This window comes from Pseudomonadota bacterium, from assembly GCA_013285445.1.
In the GTDB taxonomy this organism is placed as follows: Bacteria; Pseudomonadota; Gammaproteobacteria; order Xanthomonadales; family Wenzhouxiangellaceae; genus Wenzhouxiangella.
The window spans coordinates 2873638-2894840 of sequence record CP053448.1; the positions used below are offsets into that span (position 1 = coordinate 2873638).

Annotated in this window: 15 protein-coding genes, 1 tRNA gene and 1 pseudogene; 8 read left to right on the plus strand and 9 right to left on the minus strand. The window is 63.4% G+C overall.

The features are described 5' to 3' along the window. Positions 1 to 38: 38 nt before the first annotated feature. The 4 genes from HND55_12890 to HND55_12905 form a co-directional block, all read right to left on the minus strand. Entirely contained in the window at positions 39 to 740 is a 702-nt protein-coding gene (locus HND55_12890; GenBank protein QKK03479.1) for a hypothetical protein, read from the minus strand. After that, positions 737 to 1936, minus strand: coding sequence for a hypothetical protein (locus HND55_12895; GenBank protein ID QKK03480.1), 1200 nt, complete (start codon positions 1934 to 1936; stop codon positions 737 to 739). The genes HND55_12890 and HND55_12895 overlap by 4 nt, the downstream gene beginning before the upstream one ends. A 93-nt stretch (positions 1937 to 2029) precedes the next feature. After that, a complete protein-coding gene (clpB, locus tag HND55_12900) occupies positions 2030 to 4630 on the minus strand; it encodes an ATP-dependent chaperone ClpB (GenBank protein QKK03481.1) in 2601 nt (866 codons plus the stop codon). A gap of 254 nt (positions 4631 to 4884) precedes the next feature. Continuing rightward, positions 4885 to 6315, minus strand: coding sequence for an aldehyde dehydrogenase family protein (locus HND55_12905; protein ID QKK03482.1), 1431 nt, complete (start codon positions 6313 to 6315; stop codon positions 4885 to 4887). A gap of 107 nt (positions 6316 to 6422) precedes the next feature. Between HND55_12905 and HND55_12910 the strand changes: the two genes are divergently transcribed. Together HND55_12910 and HND55_12915 are read left to right on the plus strand one after the other, a co-directional pair. Continuing rightward, positions 6423 to 6980: a cob(I)yrinic acid a,c-diamide adenosyltransferase gene (locus HND55_12910; GenBank protein ID QKK03483.1), complete on the plus strand. Its 558-nt coding sequence runs from the start codon at positions 6423 to 6425 to the stop codon at positions 6978 to 6980. A 19-nt stretch (positions 6981 to 6999) separates the two neighbouring features. Then, entirely contained in the window at positions 7000 to 7908 is a 909-nt protein-coding gene (locus HND55_12915) for a histone deacetylase family protein (GenBank protein QKK04105.1), read from the plus strand. 151 nt (positions 7909 to 8059) lie between these two features. Here the strand turns inward: HND55_12915 and HND55_12920 are convergent. From HND55_12920 to HND55_12930, 3 genes and pseudogenes are all read right to left on the minus strand, one after another. Next, positions 8060 to 8134 (minus strand) — tRNA-Gly (locus tag HND55_12920). Between the two features lie 151 nt (positions 8135 to 8285). Continuing rightward, positions 8286 to 9901 (minus strand): annotated as a pseudogene (locus tag HND55_12925) (BCCT family transporter). Positions 9902 to 10010: 109 nt separating this feature from the next. Then, complete coding sequence (locus tag HND55_12930; GenBank protein ID QKK03484.1) at positions 10011 to 11411, minus strand: carbohydrate porin; 1401 nt, start codon at positions 11409 to 11411, stop codon at positions 10011 to 10013. A 340-nt stretch (positions 11412 to 11751) separates the two neighbouring features. Here HND55_12930 and HND55_12935 point away from each other — a divergent pair, with 340 nt between their 5' ends. The 5 genes from HND55_12935 to HND55_12955 all read left to right on the plus strand — a co-directional run bounded on the left by HND55_12935 (position 11752) and on the right by HND55_12955 (position 18014). Continuing rightward, on the plus strand, positions 11752 to 12249 hold the full coding sequence (locus HND55_12935) for a formate dehydrogenase subunit gamma (GenBank protein ID QKK03485.1): 498 nt from the start codon (positions 11752 to 11754) through the stop codon (positions 12247 to 12249). Beyond that, entirely contained in the window at positions 12246 to 13808 is a 1563-nt protein-coding gene (locus tag HND55_12940) for a formate dehydrogenase (GenBank protein QKK03486.1), read from the plus strand. The genes HND55_12935 and HND55_12940 overlap by 4 nt, the downstream gene beginning before the upstream one ends. Positions 13809 to 14111: 303 nt before the next feature. After that, positions 14112 to 16946, plus strand: coding sequence for a formate dehydrogenase subunit alpha (gene fdhF, locus HND55_12945; protein ID QKK03487.1), 2835 nt, complete (start codon positions 14112 to 14114; stop codon positions 16944 to 16946). A gap of 4 nt (positions 16947 to 16950) precedes the next feature. After that, positions 16951 to 17790 carry a formate dehydrogenase accessory sulfurtransferase FdhD gene (gene fdhD / locus HND55_12950; GenBank protein ID QKK03488.1) on the plus strand — a complete coding sequence of 280 codons (840 nt, stop codon included), beginning with the start codon at positions 16951 to 16953 and terminating at the stop codon, positions 17788 to 17790. Further along, positions 17787 to 18014: a formate dehydrogenase subunit delta gene (locus tag HND55_12955; protein QKK03489.1), complete on the plus strand. Its 228-nt coding sequence runs from the start codon at positions 17787 to 17789 to the stop codon at positions 18012 to 18014. Before fdhD ends, HND55_12955 begins: the two co-directional genes overlap by 4 nt. Before the next feature lie 12 nt (positions 18015 to 18026). Here HND55_12955 and fghA read toward each other — a convergent pair whose 3' ends face one another. Next, positions 18027 to 18863, minus strand: coding sequence for an S-formylglutathione hydrolase (gene fghA, locus HND55_12960; GenBank protein QKK03490.1), 837 nt, complete (start codon positions 18861 to 18863; stop codon positions 18027 to 18029). Positions 18864 to 18979: 116 nt separating this feature from the next. Further along, a complete protein-coding gene (locus HND55_12965) occupies positions 18980 to 20089 on the minus strand; it encodes an S-(hydroxymethyl)glutathione dehydrogenase/class III alcohol dehydrogenase (GenBank protein QKK03491.1) in 1110 nt (369 codons plus the stop codon). A gap of 184 nt (positions 20090 to 20273) precedes the next feature. Here HND55_12965 and HND55_12970 point away from each other — a divergent pair, with 184 nt between their 5' ends. Then, positions 20274 to 21203, plus strand: a complete 930-nt coding sequence (locus HND55_12970; protein QKK03492.1) for a metFprotein — start codon at positions 20274 to 20276, stop codon at positions 21201 to 21203.

The window sequence follows — 21203 nt, forward strand, 5'->3', positions numbered from 1 at the left end:
CGGCGCCGGAAGGTCTGAATGTCGGCTACAAAACGCGCTCATCGGTAATGATTCTCGGCCGGGTGCCGCCTGTCACTTTCAAGCGCCTGGCGAACCAGCGTCCGGCCACGCGTAAAGAACAGCGCCAGCACAACGGCGGTGTAGGCAAGCGCCCAGATCCATTGACCGTCCGGCTCGGCGAGTTCCCAGCCCGCAGCGGCCAGGGCAAGGCCGCCGAAGGCGAGCAGAAACAACAGATGCGAAAGCTGACCGCGGATCGGGGATCCGGCCAGCAGATGCCAGAGGAAGGTTGTGGCATGCCAGGCTGCCGCCAACCCCGCAAGCATCACCAGGTGGGTAAGCTCGAAGTCGAATGACCGGGCCACTTCGGTCGTTCCGATATCGGCGATGTCGATGACCAGCAACACCCCATACATCCAGCCCTGCAGCCCCAGCATGACCAGATCGACCAGAAACAGCACGATGATACGCGCCGGCGAACGGGTGTCGGCTGCCCAAGTGGTATTGGCACCAGCGGTCATGTCGGCGACGTAGCCGAGCAGGGCATAGCAGGTGAAGCTCACGGTGGCCAGCAATAAGACCAACCGCAGCCAGAACGCCTGCGTATGCAATAGCGAGGTATCGCCGATGATCGCGCTGACGTACCCTGCGGATACGCTGATCAGCCCCAGCGAGACAACGACCTGACTGAGGTCGCTGACAATCGGTGCCAGTCGCAGTTCGTAAAATCCGGCGTTCACGTGCCCTTTTCTTCATCCGGCAAGATCATGCGTAATCCTCCGATACCGGCCATCAACGCAAGAGCGGCGCTGATGGCACTGACGCCGGCCATGGCCGCGAAGTGGCCGTCACCGGCCAGCCACCCGACCAGCATGGGTCCAGCCGCCAGACCGGCGCCCTGGCAGGCCGGCACCAGCGCCAGTTGCCCGGCGACCGGACCACGCCGGCCCAGCGCTGCAATCTGGTAGGGAACGACCAGGTTCCATCCAACCATGATCAATGTGCCTCCGGCGGCAAACCATAACAGGTTGTCGACCAGACCCGCCAGCACACTGCCCACGGCCAGACCGATCGAGCCCAGCCAGAACGGCAGTCTGTAGCCCAGTGCGGAGCCGCCGAGCGCGGCCAGGCCGGTTCCAGCCAGACCGCTGAACATGATGAAGCTCATCATCCAGCCACCGGTGCCAAAATCCAGACCGAGCTGAACGCCGCGCTGCTGCAGAAACGCCCAGGCGCCGCCCACGCCGACATGAAACAAACCCATCGCCACCAGCAGCAGTGTCGCACGGCGCGTGGGTTGACCCGAGTGCCACGCACCGGTTGGTTGATCCGGATCCCGGTTACTGGCGCGGCTCACGCCAGGCAATGCCAGCAAGGTGATCAGGCCGAGTCCCACAAGGCTTGCCATGACCCCGAGCAGGCTGAATCGACTGGCCAGCTCTCCCTGCAGGCCGAGCAGGAGTGCGCCCAGCACCATTTGTGCGGCCATGTAGAGCGCATAGACGCGGCTGGCCTGCGCAGCGCTGCCCAACAGCGAGGTAGCGACAATCAGCAGCGCACCCTCCCCCAGGAGCGCTGTGAGAAAGCGCACAGTAATCAACCAGTCGGGGGACACAAACGGCGTGATCGCATTGCCGACCACAAAAGCCAGCACGCCGATCATTGCCAGCTGTGCGGGGCGGGTGTGGCGCAGCCACCAGACTGAACTGGCAGAAGCCAGCGTGACGCCCAGCACTTCGGCCATCGCGAACAGCCCAAGCTGGCGGTTGGTCAGCGCAAATGCGTCAGCCGCACTGCTCAGGACCATCGGTAGCGTCAATTCCACCGATCGACCGGTCAGTCCAAGGACCATGGCCGCCAGCAGTAGCGGCGTCAGAATCTTCAGCCTGCCGATGATCAGACGCCTCCATCGCACCAGCCGTGAAAGAGTCGACATTATAGCGTCGGCCCGACAGTCTTCCGGGCTCAGCCGACGCCCGACCCGTCCTCACGCGGGGCAAGCATTCGATGGCGGCTGTTCAGGGCGGTCTCAGCCCGCTGCAGCAGCCTCCGCTCCGGCTGTTTGGCAAAACTGCAGCTCACCCTCCAGGGCATCGACCCGGATGTTGTCGCCCGGACCAAACTCGCCGGCCAGGATCTTCTGCGCCAGGGCGTTCTCAAGCCGGTTCTGAATCGCGCGCTTGAGCGGCCGGGCACCGTAGACCGGATCGAAGCCGGCCTCGCCAAGCAGGTCGAGCGCCGCATCGCTGATCTCGAATCCGATTTCGCGGTCGGCCAGGCGTTTCTCCAGGTACTGGATCTGCACCGCGGCAATCTCGCGGATCTGGGCGCGGTCGAGCGGGTGGAAGACCACGATCTCATCAACGCGGTTGATGAACTCCGGCCGGAAGTGCCGGCCGACAACGTCCATCACTGCCGATTTCATCGCCTCGTATTCGGAGTCGGCCAGCGCCTGGATGCGATCCGAGCCCAGGTTGGAGGTCATCACGATCACGGTGTTGCGGAAATCGACCGTGCGGCCGTGGCCGTCGGTGAGCCGACCGTCGTCGAGCACCTGCAGCAGGATGTTGAACACTTCCGGGTGGGCCTTCTCGACCTCGTCGAGCAGGATCACCGAGTACGGCCGGCGGCGGACGGCTTCGGTCAGGTAGCCGCCCTCCTCGTAGCCGACATAGCCCGGTGGTGCACCGATCAGGCGGGCCACGGCGTGTTTTTCCATGAATTCCGACATGTCGATGCGCACCATGGCGTCCTCGGTATCGAACAGGAAGTTCGCCAGCGACTTGCACAGTTCGGTCTTGCCCACCCCGGTCGGGCCCAGGAACAGAAAGGAGCCGTTGGGCCGGTTGGGGTCGGCCAGGCCGGCACGCGAGCGCCGGATGGCGTCGGCGACGGCCTTGACCGCCTCGTCCTGGCCGATGACCCGCTCGTGCAGGGCGGCTTCCATCTTGAGCAGCTTGTCGCGCTCGGCCTCGAGCATCTTCGAGACCGGGATGCCGGTCCAGCGGCTGACCACCTCGGCGATTTCTTCCTCGGTGACCTTGTTTCTCAACAGCTGAAAGTGGTCAGTCGCCTCACTCGATTCAGCCTCGTGGAGCTGACGCTCGAGGTCTGGAATACGCCCGTGCTGCAGCTCGGCCATACGCGACAGATCCTGCGCGCGACGGGCGTTGTCGAGCTCGGCGCGGGCGCGCTCGAGTTCTTCCTTGATGTGCGTGGCATCCTGCACCGACGCCTTCTCGGCCTTCCAGACCTCGTCGAGATCGGCAAACTCGCGCTCGAGCTCGTTGATTTCCTCCTCCAGATCAGCCAGACGCTTCTTCGAAGCCTCGTCGGTTTCCTTCTTCAAGGCTTCGCGCTGGATCTTGAGCTGGATGAGCCGGCGCTCGAGCCGGTCCATGACCTCGGGCTTGGAGTCGATCTCCATGCGGATGCGGCTGGCCGCCTCGTCCATCAGGTCGATCGCCTTGTCGGGCAGCTTGCGATCGGTGATGTAGCGATGCGACAGGGTCGCGGCGGCCACCAGCGCCGGGTCGGTGATATCGACGCCGTGGTGGACCTCGTAGCGCTCCTGCAGGCCCCTGAGGATGGCGATGGTGTCCTCGACGCTGGGCTCCTCGACCAGCACCTTCTGGAAGCGGCGCTCGAGCGCGGCGTCCTTCTCGATGTTCTCGCGGTATTCGTTGAGCGTGGTCGCACCGACGCAGTGCAGCTCGCCGCGGGCCAGCGCGGGCTTGAGCATGTTGCCGGCATCCATCGCGCCCTCGGCCTTGCCGGCGCCGACCATGGTGTGGATCTCGTCGATGAACAGGATGACCCTGCCTTCCTCGCGCTTGAGCTCGTTGAGCACGGCCTTGAGCCGCTCCTCGAACTCGCCGCGGTACTTGGCGCCGGCGATCAGCTGGCCCATGTCGAGCATCAGCACGCGCTTGTTCTTCAGGCCCTCGGGCACCTCGCCGTTGACAATGCGCTGGGCCAAGCCCTCGACGATGGCGGTCTTGCCCACGCCGGGCTCGCCGATCAGCACCGGGTTGTTCTTGGTGCGGCGCTGCAGCACCTGGACGGTGCGGCGGATTTCCTCGTCGCGGCCGATGACCGGATCCAGGCGCGACTGCTCGGCGCGCTCGGTCAGATCAATGGTGTATTTATTCAGCGCCTCGCGGGTGTCTTCAGCGTTGGGATCGTCGACCGTCTCGCCACCGCGCACCGACTCGATGGCCTCCTCCACGGCCTTATTGGTGACCCCGGCCTGGTGCAGGAGCCTGGTCAATTCGACCTTGGCCTCGAGGGCAGCCAGCACAAACAGCTCGGAGGCGATATAGGCATCACCCCGATCCCGCGCGATCTTGTCGGTCAGGTTGAGCAGCCGGCCCAGATCATTGGACAGATTGATCTGTCCGGCCTGGTCTGAGGTGACTCTGGGCATACCATCGAGTCTCTTGCCCAGAGCAGAACGCAACTGATCGACCTGCGCACCGGCGCGGGCCAGCAGACCGCGTACGCCGCCACCTTCCTGGTCGAGCAGGGCCACCATCACGTGTTCCGGCTCAAGCAGATTGTGGTCCATTCCAAGCGCTCGGCTCTGCGCGTCGCCAAGGGCCTGCTGGAACCGTGCAGTCAACTTGTCCATTCGCATAAGAGGCTGACTCCCCTGCTGATATTCGAGTTATCCACAGGAGTGGGGTCGCTCGAGACCGGAATCAACCGGCCAGGTGTAGAAAGGTCGATCAAACCCCGACGGACGAGGCTTCGGTTGTCTCCACCGGGATCTACACGTCCTTTGAGTCCAGGCGGAGGACACGCATGAGAGCCGGGTGGCGGTTGATGAAATGTCGTCCGTCGGGGATGTAACGCCGACCTACGTGGGTTTCGATCCGGCCGAAATCAGACATCGCGGATGGCCAGCATGCGGATTTCGGTCATGTCCTCGATGGCATAACGGATCCCCTCGCGGCCCAGCCCGGAGTCCTTGACCCCACCGTAGGGCATATGGTCAACGCGGAACGACGGTATATCGTTGATGACGACGCCGCCAACTTCGAGGCTGTCCCAGGCGCGCCGAATCTTGCCGATATCGCGAACGAACAAGCCGGCCTGCAAGCCATAACGCGACTGATTGATCTTGTCGAGCGCGGCATCGAAATCGGTGAAAGGCTCGAGCACAACGACTGGCCCGAATACTTCCTCATTGTAGGCCCTGCACTCCGAAGGGACGTTTTCGAGAACCGCCGGACGCACCACCGATCCTTCACGCTCGCCGCCGACCAGGCGCCGGCCACCGGCATCGACTGCCTCCTCGATCCACTCCACGACCCGCCGGGCATCATCTTCGCTGATCAGCGGGCCGATGAAGGTATCTTCGTCACGTGGATCACCACCCTTCAGGGCGGCAACCTTTTCAACCAGGCGGTCGCGGAAATCGTCATAGATCGACTGGTGGACCTGCACACGCTGCACCGAGATACAGCTCTGGCCGGACTGGTAGAAAGCGCCGAAAACAATGCGGTCAACCGCATCTGCCAGATCGGCATCGGCATCGACCAGGCAGGCGGCATTGCCGCCGAGCTCCATGACCACCGGCTTCTTGCCGGCCTTCGACTTCAGCATCCAGCCGACCTTGTCGGACCCGGTAAAGCTCATCAGCTTCAGCCGTTCATCCTCGGTGAACCGGGCGGCCTCGTCACGATTGACGCTCAGAATCGAAAACGCGCCCGGCGGCAGATCATCGCACTCGGCCAGGATCTCGCCAATGAGCAGCGCGCCGACAGGCGTCTTCTCGGCCGGCTTGAGCACGAACGGGCAGCCGACCGCAATCGCCGGTGCCACCTTGTGCGCGACAAGATTGTAGGGGAAATTGAACGGCGTGATAAACGAGACCGGTCCGATCGGCACGCGCTTCCACATCCCGATGAACGCTTCCGCGCGCGGGGTGATGTCCATCGGCAGCACTTCGCCACCAATGCGGGTGGCCTCTTCAGCCGCGATTTCGAAAGTCTCGATCAAACGGCCAACCTCGCCTTTCGCGTCGGTAATGACCTTGCCTCCCTCGACGATCAGCACCTCGACCAGTTCGTCGCGGCGTTCACGAAAGCGCTGCACGCAGTGCCTGAGCACATCCCGTCGCCGGTGCGCGGGCAGCGTCGCCATGGCCGGTGTCGCCTCGAGCGCTGCGGCGACCGCCCGGTCAACTTCCTCGTCGTGGGCCAGCGCAACGCGGTAGGCAACCTCGCCGGTGTGCTTGTCGGTGACTTCCAGGTCCTCGTTGGCGAACACGGCCTGGTTGGCCAGATAATAGGGATACGCAGTCCGGGACATGACACGACTCCTTTGGCGAGGCGGGGACAGGACCATGAGAGTAACGCAGAAGGGGCCGGGATGTCTCGTGGCTGCCGCCCCGTGATCAGTGACGATATAATGCAGCGATGGGTAATCGGCTCTCGAAAATCTACACGCGTACCGGCGATGACGGGTCGACCGGGCTCGGCGACGGCAGTCGCACCACCAAGGACAGTCTGCGCGTCGAGGCATACGGAACCGTCGATGAACTCAATTCGGTGATCGGCGTGGTCGTTGCCAGCATCGAAACCGCACCGGAAATCAGCAGCCTGCTGCTCGACGTTCAGCACCATCTGTTCGACCTCGGCGGGGAGTTGTGCATTCCCGGCAGCGAGATGATGAACGACGATCATGTCGGTCGACTGGAATCCGAACTGGATCGCCTGAACGCAGACCTGCCCGCGCTCAGGGAATTCATTCTTCCCGGTGGATCAGTGGCGGCAGCGAACGCACATCTGGCGCGAACCGTCTGCCGGCGCGCCGAAAGACGCGTCATTGAACTGGCTGGTTGCGAGCCAGTCAACACGCCCGTCATTCGCTATCTCAATCGACTGTCCGATCTGCTGTTCGTGATTGCCCGCACGCTGGCGCGTGCCAGCGGCGCTGGAGAAGTGCTCTGGAATCACGAGCGCAAGCACGCCTGAACCGCAGCCAGCCATGTCGCTGTTGATTATCAGCCACTCCGACTGCCTCAGGCACCGGCCGCCTCCGGGTCACCCGGAACGACCGGAACGTCTCGAAGCAGCACTTCGGGGCGCCCGACAGATCGCCAGCGCCATCTGGAGCGACGCGGTCGAAGCCAGCACACAGCAGCTCGAGCGCGTGCATACCCGCAGCTACCTCGATCGCCTGAACTCGGCCGACGCGGCCGGTCAGTCGATGACTCTGGATCCTGATACCCATCTCGGGCCCGGATCCCTGCGAGCGGCAAGACTGGCTGCCGGTGCCGTCTGCGCAGGCGTCGATGCTGCAACCAGCGGCACGCATTCAGCAGCGCTGGCACTCGTGCGTCCGCCGGGCCACCACGCCGAGTCGGGCCGCGCCATGGGGTTTTGTCTCTACAGTTCTGTGGCGGTCGCTGCCGCGTATGCACTGGCAGCGCACGCGATCGAGCGCGTTGCAGTGTGCGATTTCGATGTCCACCACGGCAATGGCACCGAGGCCATCCTTGCCGGAGACGCTCGCATGCTGTTGACCTCGAGCCATCAGTGGCCGCTTTACCCAGGCACTGGCGACCCGCGGCAGCCAGCAGCCAGCAACGTGGTCAACGCCGGCCTGCCGCCAGCGTCGGGCAGCAACGAGTTTCGCGAGGCGTGGCTGGCCCAGCTGTTGCCGGCCATCGACGCCTTTGCGCCAGAACTGATCCTGATCTCGGCGGGCTTTGACGGCCATTGGCGGGATCCGCTCGCCCGGCTCCAGCTCAAGGACGAGGACTTCTACTGGATCGGTGAACAACTCAAGTCACTGGCCGACCGACATGCCAAGGGCCGCCTGGTCGCTTCGCTGGAGGGGGGTTACGACCTCAAGGGGCTCGAGGAGAGCGTGCTGGCGTTTGGGGAAGCGTTGGCCTAGTGGGCCATGTCCGCACAGCGGATTTTCTTCCCTCGGAAATACAGCCTGGTATTCCGCTCGGTCGGAAAATCCGCTGTGCGAACAATCCCCTGCGCAATCATCGCGGCGATTCATGAATAATGCGGGCTAGACGGCATCGGAAAGCAGGAGTTGGAGCGGGCGAAGGGAATCGAACCCTCATCACGAGCTTGGGAAGCTCGGGTAATGGCCATTATACGACGCCCGCCGCAAGTTCGTATCCTAGCGCGGCCGGCGACGACTGGCAATCCCGTGCCGTCGTCGCGCACGTCGGAAAAAAGAACCCCGCGCAGTGCACGGGGTTCGAGTCGCCTGTTGTTGTACTTGTATTGTTGGCTGTTTTTCGAGTCGTAACCCGCTCAGGCGGCCGCAGGCGAGCCGTGCTTGATCAGGATCAGTTCGTGATTGAGTGCCTTGGCCAGGCTGATGCACATGAACAGCAGGATCACGACGAAAGGCAGCCCGGTACTGACCGCTCCGGCCTGCAAGGCATTCAGCGCCGCATCACCGCCGACGGCCAACAGCACGCCGGCCACGACCCCCTCGGTTACGGCCCAGAAAATTCGCTGTGGCACGGGGGCATCAAGCTTGCCGCCGGCGGTGATCGAGTCAATCACCAGGGAACCGGAGTCCGACGAGGTGATGAAGAACACCAGCACCAGCACGATGGCCAGGAACGAGGTGACTGAGGCCATTGGCATTTCATTGAGCATCTGGAACAGGGCCATCGAGGAATCACCGATGCCATCAGCCAGGGCACCGACACCGTCCTTGACCTGGTCAATTCCGTTCCCGCCAAAGGCCGTCATCCAGATCACGGTTACTATGACCGGAACGATCAGCACCGCAGTCATGAACTGGCGCACGGTACGGCCGTGGGACACGCGGGCGATGAACATACCGACGAACGGTGACCAGGAAATCCACCAGGCCCAGAAGAAGATCGTCCAGCTGTGGTAGAAGGTGTCATCCTCACGACCGATCGGGTTGCTCAGCGGCAGCAGGTACTGCAGGTAGCCGGAAATGGTCGTGCCCGCATTGGACAGGAACGCGATCAGACCGCCGGCAAACATCACGAAGAGCAGCAGCACCAGCGCCACGAACATATTGATGTTGCTGAGCACGCGCACGCCGCCGTGAATACCGCGCACGACCGAGATCACAGCGACGGCCGTAACACCGGTGATGATCGCAACCTGAGTCATCAGCCCGCTGTCCACGCCGAACAGAAAACTCATGCCGCTGGCGGCCTGCTTCGCGCCAAGGCCAAGCGAAGTGGCCAGACCGAACAGCGTCGCGAGCACCGCAAGCGTGTCGATAAGGTGACCGAACCAGCCCCAGACCCGATCGCCGAGCAGCGGATAGAAGGTCGAACGGATGGTCAGCGGCATGCCCTTGTTGTAGGCAAAGAAGGCCAGCGACAGTGCCACGATTCCGTACATCGCCCAGGGATGCAGACCCCAGTGGTACATGGTTGCACCCAGTGCGGCCGTGTCATCGCCGCCACCAACGTTGAGTGGGGTTCCGAACCAGTCGGTGAAGTAGCCCACCGGTTCGGCCACCCCCCAGAACATCAGGCCAATGCCCATGCCGGCCGCAAACAGCATCGCGAACCAGGAAAGCAGGCTGAATTCAGGCGTTGCGTCCTGTCCGCCGAGCCGAACCTTGCCAACCGGCAAGATGATCAACGCCAGGCAAAACAAGACGAAGATGTTGCCGGCCGTCAGGAACAGCCAGTCGAACTGCTCGCCAATCCAGACGCGCGTGGCGTTCAGCGTTTCGTTGGAGACGTCCGGAAAGACCAGGGAGAGCAGGACAAAAAGAAGAATCAGCGCAGCACTGATGGCAAAACGGGATGATGAAGATCCATCCCCATCGCCGAGACATTGTCCTGTCCAACCTGATAGTCGGTGTCGTAGATTGCTTCGATCTGCCGGATCTCGTCCGGTTTGTTCGGATCATGTGGGTTTGTCATTTCGTTCTCCCTGCATTTCTTGTTTCCCGTCAAAAGCACAGGGCCCAACGATCGCGCCGACCTGAACGAGTCGACGCTGACGCGCTGGGCCCGAGTACTTCACGACCGGTCAGAAGTAGTAGCCGAAATTGATATTGAAGCGGAAGTTGGATCCGGGATCCGTGGTCGAGTCCATTGTGCCGCCGACAAACGGCTGATTCTCGGCAAAAATGAAGTCAAAGTAGGTAAACAGGCCACCAGCGGTGACCGAGGCACCGGTGACGTTCATCCATGTATCTTCCAGACCACCTGACTTGTCGGTGATCAGCGAGTAGTCGTTATAGAAGGTGACATAGCTGACCGGACCCCATTCGACCGGCATGTTGTAGGCCACGTTGGCGGTATAGGTCGTCGCCTCGGCGGCAATCGTGTCGAAAAAGTCGTAGGCACCGACGGCCATGCGAGTGGCGCCGTTGTCCATGTCGTATTCGTACTTGGTGGCCTGCAGCTGGAGATTCCAGGCGCCGTAGTTGCCGACCAGGTGGGCCGCATAGGCCGACTGATCGCCGATACTGCTGCTGGTGCCGTCTACGACATCACCATACTGCAGCGACACGCCGACTTCGGTGTTGTAGTCGGTGTCATGACCGAAGGTGTAGGCGCCACGCAGGTTGAGGATGTTGGAATCGAATGCGAACTGGCCCGGGTTGGCAAAGGTCCCTTCGCCGTCGGCGCGCACGCCAACGATGTCATAGGAGTAGCGATCGTTCAGGCCAAACGGCGAGTCGAGACTGGAGCCACCAAGAAAATCGAAGCCGAGGTAGCTGTCGGAGCCGCCAAGCTCGTCGTTCCAGTAAAACGCGCCCTGCAGATTCAGCGGGCCGTCATCGTGGATCAGCTTGATGCCGAAATCATAGTCGTCTTCAAGCCCCAGGTAGTAGTTGGAGCTGAAAAAGAAGCTGTGGGAGTTGTATGGCGTCACGCCAAAGGGCACCTGGTGAACGCCGACCTGACCCTGCAGGGTGTCGGAGAAATCGTAGCCGGCCCAGGCATGGTGGATGACGTTCATGTACTGGTACCAGCGCCATTCGGCAGACAGAATCACGTCGCCAACCGTGCCGTCGAAGTTCAGGCGAACGGTATCCATCTCGAACGTGCCTTCCTGGTCCTTGCTGGTGTCATTGTAGTCCTCCAGCACGTACTGGAATCGGACCGCGCCGCCTACATTGATTTGAGATGCCTTTTTCTCGTCATAGGTTGCGGCGGCAATCTCGCGCACCTCTTCCTCGTCGGCTTCGCGCGCTTCGACGTCGGCAATGCGTGAGGCCATCTGCTCGCGCTCCCGGGCCTCCTGATCGCGCTCGGCCCGCAGCTGATCGAGCTGCCGCTGCATTTCGATGAGTTGTTGCTGCATGGCGTCGATCTGACGCTTCAGCATTTCAGCCTCTTCATCACTGCCCGATGCCTGCGCGGTCGTAACCGCACCGAGCAACAGGACAGCGGAAAGCCAGCTGCACCATTTCATATTCATGATTGTTCTCCTGTTCTGGTGGTCTGAATACACGAGTTAGCCTGCCAGACAGAGGAACGGCCGTAATATGGTCAAGCTTGATCGACCGAACGTGTCAGGATCCTGATTCTGGGCGTTCCTCCCTCTGTTGCGCCGAAAGTGTTAAAAAAACCTTACCAGATCAGACCATTCGCGGCAACCGAGAAGCCGAAACGACTGGCGATCAGTCACCGCAAAGTTCACTCTGCGGTCGTCCCGGACCGACGAACCCGCCCCCTGGGGGATTCGACCCACTGCCCTTCCCTCGGGATATGTTTTGTTTTACCCTCGCTCTGACTGGACCACTGAAGGGCACAGCTTTATGTCACAGGAGCTCGCCGCCACGCCCTTCATCCCCTGGAACGCCGAAACGGCACGGGCGATGATCGACGCACTCAAGGACCGGCCGGGTGCACTGATGCCCATCCTCACCGCGCTGGTCGGCCGCTTTGGCTACGTCGACCCGGCCATCGTTGCCGATATCGCCCGAAGCCTGAACCTGTCGCGCGCCGAGGTTCATGGCGTCATCAGCTTCTACCACGACTTCCGGACCACCCCGCCCGGCCGCCACGTGGTCAGGATCTGTCGCGCCGAATCCTGCCAGGCCGTTGGCGGTCACCGGCTCGAGGAGCACGCGCGCGAGCGGCTCGGGGTGGACTGGCATGAAACCACCAGTGACGGCCGCTTCACCCTGGAGCCGGTCTACTGCCTGGGCAACTGCGGCTGCTCACCGGCGGTGATGATCGACGAGACCCTGCACGGGCGCGTGACGCCAGCGCGCTTCGATGCACTCATCGGCAACCAGGACGATACGCCATGAGCGTCGCCACCCGGCTGTACGTGCCAGGCGATGCCTCGGCCTGTTCGCTGGGCGCTGACGAGCTCGCCCGGGCGCTGGCTGTGGCTGATCCCGCAGCAAAGATCGTGCGCAACGGCAGCCACGGCCTGTTCTGGCTCGAGCCGATGGTCGAAATCGAACGCGAAGGCCGGCGCATCGCGTTTGGACCGGTCACCATCGACGACGTCTCCGGGCTGGTCGAGCGCGGTTTCCCGGGCGATCATCCGCTGTGTCTGGGCCCGACAGCACAGATTCCGGCCCTGGCGCGGCAGAATCGCCTGACCTTCGCGCGCTGCGGCTGGATCGATCCGCTCGATCTCGACGACTACCGCGCCCACGGCGGCTTCATCGGCCTCAATCGGGCCTTAAGCATGAGCGCCCGGCAACGCGTCGACGAAGTCAAGGCATCGGGCCTGCGCGGCCGGGGCGGCGCGGCCTTCCCGACCGGCATCAAGTGGCAGACCGTGCTCGACTGCCAGGCCGAACCGAAGTACATCGTGTGCAATGCCGACGAGGGCGACAGCGGCACCTTTGCCGATCGCATGATCATGGAAGGCGATCCGTTCTCGCTGATCGAGGGCATGATCATCGCCGCACTGGCCACCGGTGCCAGCCAGGGCTATATCTACCTGCGCTCGGAATACCCGCACGCCCGCAACGTACTCAACGCCGCCATCGCCAAGGCATACCACGCCGGCTGGCTCGGCCCGGATGTGGCCGGCAGCGGCCAGGCGTTCGAGCTGGAGCTGCGCATGGGTGCCGGGGCCTACATCTGCGGTGAGGAAACCGCGCTGCTGGAGTCACTGGAAGGCAAGCGCGGCATGATCCGATATAAGCCGCCGCTGCCGGCCATCGAGGGCCTGTTCGGCAAGCCCACGGTGGTCAACAACGTCATCTCCCTGGCCACCGTACCGGTGATCTTCGAGAAGGGTGCTGCCGATTACGCCCGGTTCGGGTGCGAAAAGTCGCTGGGCACGCTGACCATCCAGCTGGCCGGCAACATCCGCTATCCCGGCCTGTACGAACTCGACTTCGGCCTGGGGCTGCGTGAACTCATCGAGGAGATCGGCGGCGGCACCGCCTCGGGCCGGCCGGTGCGCGCGGTCCAGTGCGGCGGGCCGCTGGGCCCGTTTCTTTCCGCCGACCGGCTCGACCTGCCGATCACCTACGAGGATTTCGCCGGTTCCAGCGCCATGGTCGGTCACGGCGGTGTGGTGGTGTTTGACGATACCGTCGACATGGCGCGCATGGCGCGCTTTTCCATGAAATTCGGCGCCGTCGAGTCCTGCGGCAAGTGCACGCCGTGCCGCGTCGGCACCACGCGCGCCGTCGAGACCATCGACAGAATCATCGCCGGGACCGACCGGTCCGGCAACACGGCGCTGCTCAAAGCCCTGTGCGACACCATGATTCACGGCTCGCTGTGCGCCCACGGCGGCCTGATTCCGTATCCCGTGCTCAGCGCACTGGAGCATTTTCCCGAGGATTTCGGTCTTATTACTGATGCGGTCACTAATCAGCAGACACCCAGAGTTTCGTAGCCGGTCACCGGCAAGGCGCGCGAGCGCAGGCATAGTGGGCCTATGTCAAGCGAGTGGAACGCAGTCGGTGACCGGCTACGAAGCTCCCGAAGGGCTTGCCTCTCAGCGTCCGTGGACTGTGTTGTCGGTGCTTGATGTAGAGCCCGCTACACCTGCGCACCGACGCCTTGCCACGAACGCTGAGAGGCAAGCTGAGAGCCTGCTGATTAGTGACCGCATTAGTAATAAAGCGGTCAACGCGTCGACGCAATCCGCCGACGCCTGAAGTCCCGCAAGCGATATTCGCGGGCAGGAGGAGAGAGCATGGCAAGGCTGATCGAGACGGACTACGGCACCCCGCCGTCAAGCGCACAAAAGGCGGTCAATCTCACCATTGACGGGCACCGCGTGACCGTCCCCGCGGGCACGTCAGTACTGCGCGCGGCACGCGAGGCCGGCATCGACGTGCCGGCACTGTGCGCCACCGACAGCCTTCGGGCCTTCGGCTCGTGCCGAATGTGTCTGGTCGAGATCGAGGGTCAGCGGGGCTATCCCGCCTCGTGCCACACGCCAGTCGACGACGGCATGGTGGTGTCGACCGAAAGCGATCGGCTCACCGAACTCCGGCGCGGGGTGATGGAGCTGTATCTCTCGGACCACCCCGAGGAACTGCCCGACGACGGCCGCAGCGAGATGACCGAGCTGGCCCGCAAGCTGGGGATCAGGGAAATCCGCTACGGCCGCGACGGGCGCAATCACCAGAATGCCGAAGTCGACGACTCCAACCCCTACTTCCGCTTCGACCCGGCGGCTTGCATCGTATGCTCGCGCTGCGTGCGCGCCTGCGACGAGGTCCAGGGCACCCTCGCCCTGACGGTCCAGGGCCGCGGCTTCGACTCCAAGATCGTCGCCAGCCAGGACAATTCCTTCTTCGACTCCGAATGCGTCTCCTGCGGCGCCTGCGTGCAGGCCTGCCCGACCGATGCCCTGCTGGAGAAGTCGATCGAGGAGGCGGGCATGCCCGGCGAAAGCGTGATCACCACCTGCGGCTATTGCGGCGTGGGCTGCTCGTTCAAGGCCGAGAAGAAGGACGGCCGGATCGTGCGCATGTTGCCCTACAAGGACGGCCAGGCCAATCACGGCCATTCCTGCCTCAAGGGTCGCTTCGCCTACGGCTACTCCACCCATCCCGATCGCGTCACATCGCCGATGATCCGCGACGCCATCGACGAGGACTGGCGCGAGGTCAGCTGGGACGAGGCCATCGACTACGCCGCTCGCGAGCTTAAGCAAGCGCAGCAGCGCTACGGCCGCAATGCCGTCGGCGGCATCACCTCGTCGCGTTGCACCAACGAGGAAACCTACCTGGTCCAGAAGATGGTGCGCGCCGCGCTCGGCACCAACAACGTCGACACCTGCGCGCGAGTGTGCCACTCACCGACCGGCTACGGCCTGAAAACCGCCTTTGGCACCTCGGCGGGCACCCAGCACTTCGATTCGGTCCGGCACGCCGACGTCATCATGGTCATCGGCGCCAATCCGACCGACGCCCACCCGGTGTTCGCCTCGCAGATGAAGCGGCGCCTGCGCCAGGGCGCGGGCCTGATCGTGATGGACCCGCGGCGCATTGATCTGGTGCGCACCCCGCACGTCAAGGCCGATCATCACCTGCCGCTCAAACCGGGCAGCAACGTCGCGATGATCAACGCCTTCGGCCACGTCGTGGTCACCGAGGGCCTGGTCGATCAAGACTACGTGGAACGCTTTTGCGATCGCGAGGACTTCGCGGTCTGGAAGGACTTCATCGCCGGCGAGGAAAACTCGCCGGAATCGATGGAACCCCATACCGGCGTACGAGCCGATCAGGTGCGCCAGGCTGCCAGACTCTACGCCAGCGCCGGTAACGCGGCCATCTACTACGGTCTGGGTGTAACCGAACACTCGCAGGGCTCGACCATGGTGATGGGCATGGCCAACCTGGCCATGGCCACCGGCAACCTGGGCCGCCCGGGCGTCGGTGTGAGCCCGCTCAGGGGCCAGAACAACGTGCAGGGCTCGTGCGACATGGGCTCGTTCCCGCACGAATACCCGGGCTACCGCCACGTCAGCGACGAGACCACGCGCGGGATCTATCAGCGCGAGTGGGGCGTCGAGCTCGATCCCGAGCCGGGACTGCGCATTCCCAACATGATCGATGCCGCCATTGCCGGTCAGTTCAAGGCGCTCTACATCCAGGGCGAGGACATCGTCCAGTCCGACCCCAACTCCCAGCACATCATCGACGGTCTCAAGGCCATGGACTGCGTCATCGTCCAGGACATTTTTTTTAATGAAACGGCGCGCTTTGCCCGGGTGATGCTGCCCGGCTCGTCGTTCCTGGAAAAGGACGGCACTTTTACCAATGCCGAACGCCGCATCAACCGCGTGCGCAAGACGCTCGAGCCGCTCGGCGGCAAGGCCGACTGGGAGGCCACCTGCGCGCTGTCTGGGGCCCTCGGCTACCCGATGGACTACAGCCATCCGTCCGAGATCATGGATGAGATCGCCCGCACCGTACCGACCTTTGCCGGCGTGAGCTACCAAAAGCTCGATGAACTCGGCAGCGTGCAGTGGCCGTGCAACGACCAGGCACCGAAAGGCACGCCGGTGATGCACGTCGAACGGATCGTGCGCGGCCTGGGCAAGTTCATGATCACCGCCTTCGTGCCGACGACCGAGCGCACATCGCGCAAGTATCCGCTGCTGCTGACCACCGGTCGCATCCTGTCGCAGTACAACGTCGGCACCCAGACCCGGCGCACGCCCAACGCTCTGTGGGCCAGTGAGGACATCCTGGAAATCCATCCGCACGACGCCGAGCAGCGCGGTATCCGCGACGGCGAGCTGGTCGAGCTGGCCAGCCGCATCGGCCAGACCACGCTGCGGGCCAGATTCAGTGACCGCATGCAACCCGGCGTGGTCTATACCACCTTCCACTTCGCCGAAACCGGCGCCAACGTGGTCACCACCGAGCTGTCGGACTGGGCCACCGAGTGCCCGGAATACAAGGTCACTGCAGCCGAAGTGACTCCCGCCGTCGGCTACTCCGAATGGCAGAGAACCTACTTCAGCGAGGCGGAACTCGCGCACGCCGCCGCCATCGAGCCGGAGACCACCTGAAGTCATGACATCGATCAAGCCGGCCCACGCCACGCTGCCGATCCGCCGCCACCGCGGTGACGACGCCATCGAGGGCGCGCACACCGTGGCGGTGGAAACGCCGGTCGCGCTGGTCTACCAGGGCCTGTCGCATGTGGTCATGATGGCCACGCCCGCTGACCTGGCCGATTTCGGACTGGGCTTTTCCTTGAGCGAGCGCGTCCTCACGTCAGCCGGGGAGCTGAAGTCGATCGAAGCCGTGGAAGCCGACCAAGGGATCGTGCTGCGCATGACCATTCCGCACGAACGCTTCCAGGCGATCTTCGACCAGCACCGCTACCTGCCCGGGCGTACCGGCTGTGGTCTGTGTGGGGTCGAGAGCCTCGACCAGGCCGTGCCCGAGCTGCCGCGGGTGCCCGACAGCGACTTCGTCGTCCAGCCCGCAGCGGTCTACGACGCGTTCGAGCGACTTGACGGGTTTCAGCCGGAAAAGCGCGCGACCGGCGCGGTTCACGCGGCGGCCTGGTGCACGCCCGACGGCGCGATCCGGATCGTGCGTGAAGACGTCGGCCGGCACAACGCGCTCGACAAGCTGATCGGCGCCATGGCCCGCGCCGGGCTGTCGTTTGGCGAGGGCTTCTGCCTGATCACCAGCCGCTGCAGCTACGAGATGGTGCAGAAAGCCGTGCAGATGGGCATGCCGATGCTGGCGGCGATTTCGGCGCCAACCACCTTCGCTGTCGATCTGGCCGAACGCCACAATCTGACCCTGCTGGCCCTGGCCCGGCAGGCCACCTTTACCGTGTTCTGTCATGGCTATCGTGTGGCCGATCCGGTCTTCATGGAGGCATCGCTGCAGGCATGACCCCGACCACGAAACTGCTCGACGACGACCGCCTGGTGCACAAGGTCAATCAGATTGCGCTGTTTTTCGAGCCTTACCCGCACACCCAGGCGGTCGAGGGCGTTGCCGACCACCTGAAGAAATTCTGGCCGCCAGCCATGCGCGGCCAGCTGATCGAGTTTGCCGGTACTGACGAGGCCGTGCAGCTCCATGCGCTGGTGCGCGAGGCCGTTACGAGGTTATGAAAGGTTAAGGGTTCAGGGTTGGAGTTGGCGGGCGTGCCAGGCGAGATGGTCGGCCATGAACGTGGCGATGAAGTAGTAGCTGTGGTCGTAGCCGTCATGCCGGTGCAGTTCGAGCGGCACGCCGGCGTCGCTGCAGGCTTTGTCGAAGACTTCCGGCTGCAATTGTTCGCCGAGGAAGTCGTCGGCTTCGCCCTGATCGATGCGGATCGGCCGGTCCCAGGACGAATTGCCGATCAGGCGCGAGGCATCCCAGGCCGCCCAGGCTGACTGATCCGCACCGAGATATCCGGAAAAAGCCTTCTGTCCCCAGGGCACGTCGACCGGATTGACAATGGGCGCGAACGCCGAGACCGAGCGATATCGATCCGGCTTGCGCAGCGCGTACACCAGCGCCCCGTGACCGCCCATGGAGTGACCGAAGATCCCGCGCTGCTTGCCGTCCAGCGGCCACTGCGATTCCACCAGGCCGGGCAGCTCCTCGGTTACGTAGGTATACATCCGGTAGTGATCGGCCCAGGGCGTAACGGTGGCATCGACGTAGAAACCGGCGCCGCTGCCAAAGTCATAGTCACCATCTTCGCCGGGCAGACCCAACCCCCGCGGGCTGGTGTCAGGCATGACGATGGCAATGCCGTGCTCGGCCGCCGGGCCGAAGGCGGCGGCCTTGGCGGCAAAGTTTTCCCAGGTGCAGGTCAAGCCCGACAGCCAGTAGAGCACCGGCACCGGACCGTCTTCGGACTGCGGCGGCAGCCAGACGGCGAATTCCATCGGGCTGCCGGTGGCCGATGAATCATGCCGGCATACTTTCAGCCAGCCGTCGAATACCTTGTGCTGCTTGATCGTTTGCAATGCTTACTCTCCCAACCCATTCAACGGTGATCGATTCGTACCGAGCGGCCGGCCGGATCGCGAGGGTGCGACCTTGACGCAGCCGAGAAGCGCAGCGCCGGCCGGATATCGATCCTTCAATACTCGATCACCGTCCGCACGCCCTTGCCTTCGTGCATCATGTCGAACGCCTCGTTGATGCGATCGAGCGGCAGTTTGGCGGTGATCATGCGGTCGATGTCGATCAGGCCGTCCATGTACCAGTCGACGATTTTCGGCACATCGGTGCGGCCCCTGGCGCCGCCGAAGGCGGTACCGACCCAGCGCCGGCCGGTGACCAGCTGGAACGGACGGGTCGAGATTTCCTGCCCGGCACCGGCCACGCCGATGATGCAGCTCATGCCCCAGCCCTTGTGCGCGCTCTCGAGCGCCTGGCGCATGGTCCGAACATTGCCGATGCACTCGAAGGTGTAGTCGCCGCCACCACCGGTCAGCTCGACCAGATGGCCGACCAGATCGCCATCGACCTCGTCCGGGTTGACGAAGTCGGTCATGCCGTAGGACTTGGCGATGTCGCGCTTGTCGGGATTGAGATCGACACCGACGATGCGCGCCGCCCCCACCATGCGCAGGCCCTGGATGACATTGAGGCCGATGCCACCGAGGCCGAACACGATGGCGGTGCTGCCCGGCTCGACCCTGCAGGTGTTGACCACCGCACCGATACCGGTCGTCACCCCGCAACCGATATAGCAGACCTTGTCGAACGGCGCGTCGGAGCGAATCCTGGCCACCGCGATTTCCGGCAGCACCGTGTAATTGGAAAAGGTCGAGGTGCCCATGTAGTGATGGATCGGCTTGCCGTCGAGCGAAAAGCGGCTGGAACCGTCGGGCATCAGCCCCTTGCCCTGGGTCTCGCGGATGGCCTGGCACAGATTGGTCTTCGGGTTCAGGCAGTACTCGCACTCCCGGCACTCCGGCGTGTAGAGCGGGATGACGTGATCGTCGGGCCTGACGCTGCTCACGCCCGGCCCCACCTCACGCACGATGCCGGCGCCTTCGTGACCCAGCACCGAGGGGAACAACCCCTCCGGATCATCGCCGGACAAGGTGAACGCATCGGTATGGCACACGCCGGTCGCCCGGAGTTCAACCAGCACTTCGCCCTGGCGCGGCCCGGCCAGATCCAGCTCAACGATTTCCAGCGGCTTGCCGGCCTCGAAGGCCACGGCGGCTCTTGTCTTCATGCCCGTTTCTCCAGGTGCTTCGCGATGCGTGAAGATCGCCCTGCAGGCGACGCTATCACAGCCCGGGACCGGACGCAAAACAACCGCGGCGAAAGCTGCAACTTGCCTTTTTCCGTCACGCCTGCCCCTGCCAAAGACGCTTTCGGAATGCTTTGTCTGGCAGGTCCTGCGTATAGTGGCGACCATGAGCCTGGCGACCCATTTCCTGCCCGATCACGACGCGCTCAAGGCACAGGTCCAGTACTTCGTGACCAATGCGTCACTGGAGCTGACGGCTGGCGTCCTCAACAAGATCGACTCGTTCGCCGACATCATGAACTACGGCCGCCGGGTATTCATTACCCACCTGCCCAACAACACCACCGACCAGATCGTGCAGTCGGCCATTGACCTGCGGCGCGACGGCATGGAACCGATTCCGCACCTGGCGGCGCGCAGTCTGACCGGGCCGGAGCAGTTGCACGACACCCTGGCGCGCCTGCGTCACGAGGCCGATGTACGCGACGTACTCCTGGTCGGCGGCAGCCGCGACAGGCCAATCGGCGAATTCGAATCAACCATCGACATGCTCGGCACCGGCCTGTTTCAGCATTTCGAGCTGCGCTCGATCGGTGTGGCCGGACATCCCGGCGGCAACAACGACATCCCGGACGAGAAGATCCGCGAGGCGCTCCAGTACAAGAACAGCTTTGCCTGCCACAACAACGTCCACATGTACATCGTTACCCAGTTCACGCTGGACGATGCCGTTGTCCTGGGATGGCTCGAGCAGATTCGCGAATGGGGCAATCAGCTGCCGGTCAATATCGGCTTCCCGGGACCGGCCAGGATCAACACACTGCTGAGGTATTCACGCATGTGCGGGGTCAATCGCTCATTGCGTTTCCTGCGCAAGCAGGGCCTCAATCTGCTGCGCGCCAATTCGATCAGCACACCCGACGGCATCATCACCGCCCTGGCACGTTACTACCACGACACGCCCGATTGCCCGATCACCCGCGCCCATTTCTACAATTTCGGTGGCATCAAGCAGACGATGCGCTTTCTCAACGCCATCGAGAAAGGCCACTTCGAGATGAACCGCTTCGGGACCGGCTTTCGCGTGACCGGGTAG

What these genes read in the sequence shown, in the direction of transcription:
- HND55_12895 (QKK03480.1), bottom strand. Translation starts at nt 1,936, where the DNA reads ATGTCGACTCTTTCACGGCTGGTGCGATGGAGGCGTCTGATCATCGGC.
- clpB (QKK03481.1), bottom strand. Translation starts at nt 4,630, where the DNA reads ATGGACAAGTTGACTGCACGGTTCCAGCAGGCCCTTGGCGACGCGCAG.
- HND55_12905 (QKK03482.1), bottom strand. Translation starts at nt 6,315, where the DNA reads ATGTCCCGGACTGCGTATCCCTATTATCTGGCCAACCAGGCCGTGTTC.
- HND55_12910 (QKK03483.1), top strand. Translation starts at nt 6,423, where the DNA reads ATGGGTAATCGGCTCTCGAAAATCTACACGCGTACCGGCGATGACGGG.
- HND55_12930 (QKK03484.1), bottom strand. Translation starts at nt 11,411, where the DNA reads ATGAATATGAAATGGTGCAGCTGGCTTTCCGCTGTCCTGTTGCTCGGT.
- HND55_12935 (QKK03485.1), top strand. Translation starts at nt 11,752, where the DNA reads ATGTCACAGGAGCTCGCCGCCACGCCCTTCATCCCCTGGAACGCCGAA.
- HND55_12940 (QKK03486.1), top strand. Translation starts at nt 12,246, where the DNA reads ATGAGCGTCGCCACCCGGCTGTACGTGCCAGGCGATGCCTCGGCCTGT.
- fdhF (QKK03487.1), top strand. Translation starts at nt 14,112, where the DNA reads ATGGCAAGGCTGATCGAGACGGACTACGGCACCCCGCCGTCAAGCGCA.
- fdhD (QKK03488.1), top strand. Translation starts at nt 16,951, where the DNA reads ATGACATCGATCAAGCCGGCCCACGCCACGCTGCCGATCCGCCGCCAC.
- HND55_12955 (QKK03489.1), top strand. Translation starts at nt 17,787, where the DNA reads ATGACCCCGACCACGAAACTGCTCGACGACGACCGCCTGGTGCACAAG.
- HND55_12965 (QKK03491.1), bottom strand. Translation starts at nt 20,089, where the DNA reads ATGAAGACAAGAGCCGCCGTGGCCTTCGAGGCCGGCAAGCCGCTGGAA.
- HND55_12970 (QKK03492.1), top strand. Translation starts at nt 20,274, where the DNA reads ATGAGCCTGGCGACCCATTTCCTGCCCGATCACGACGCGCTCAAGGCA.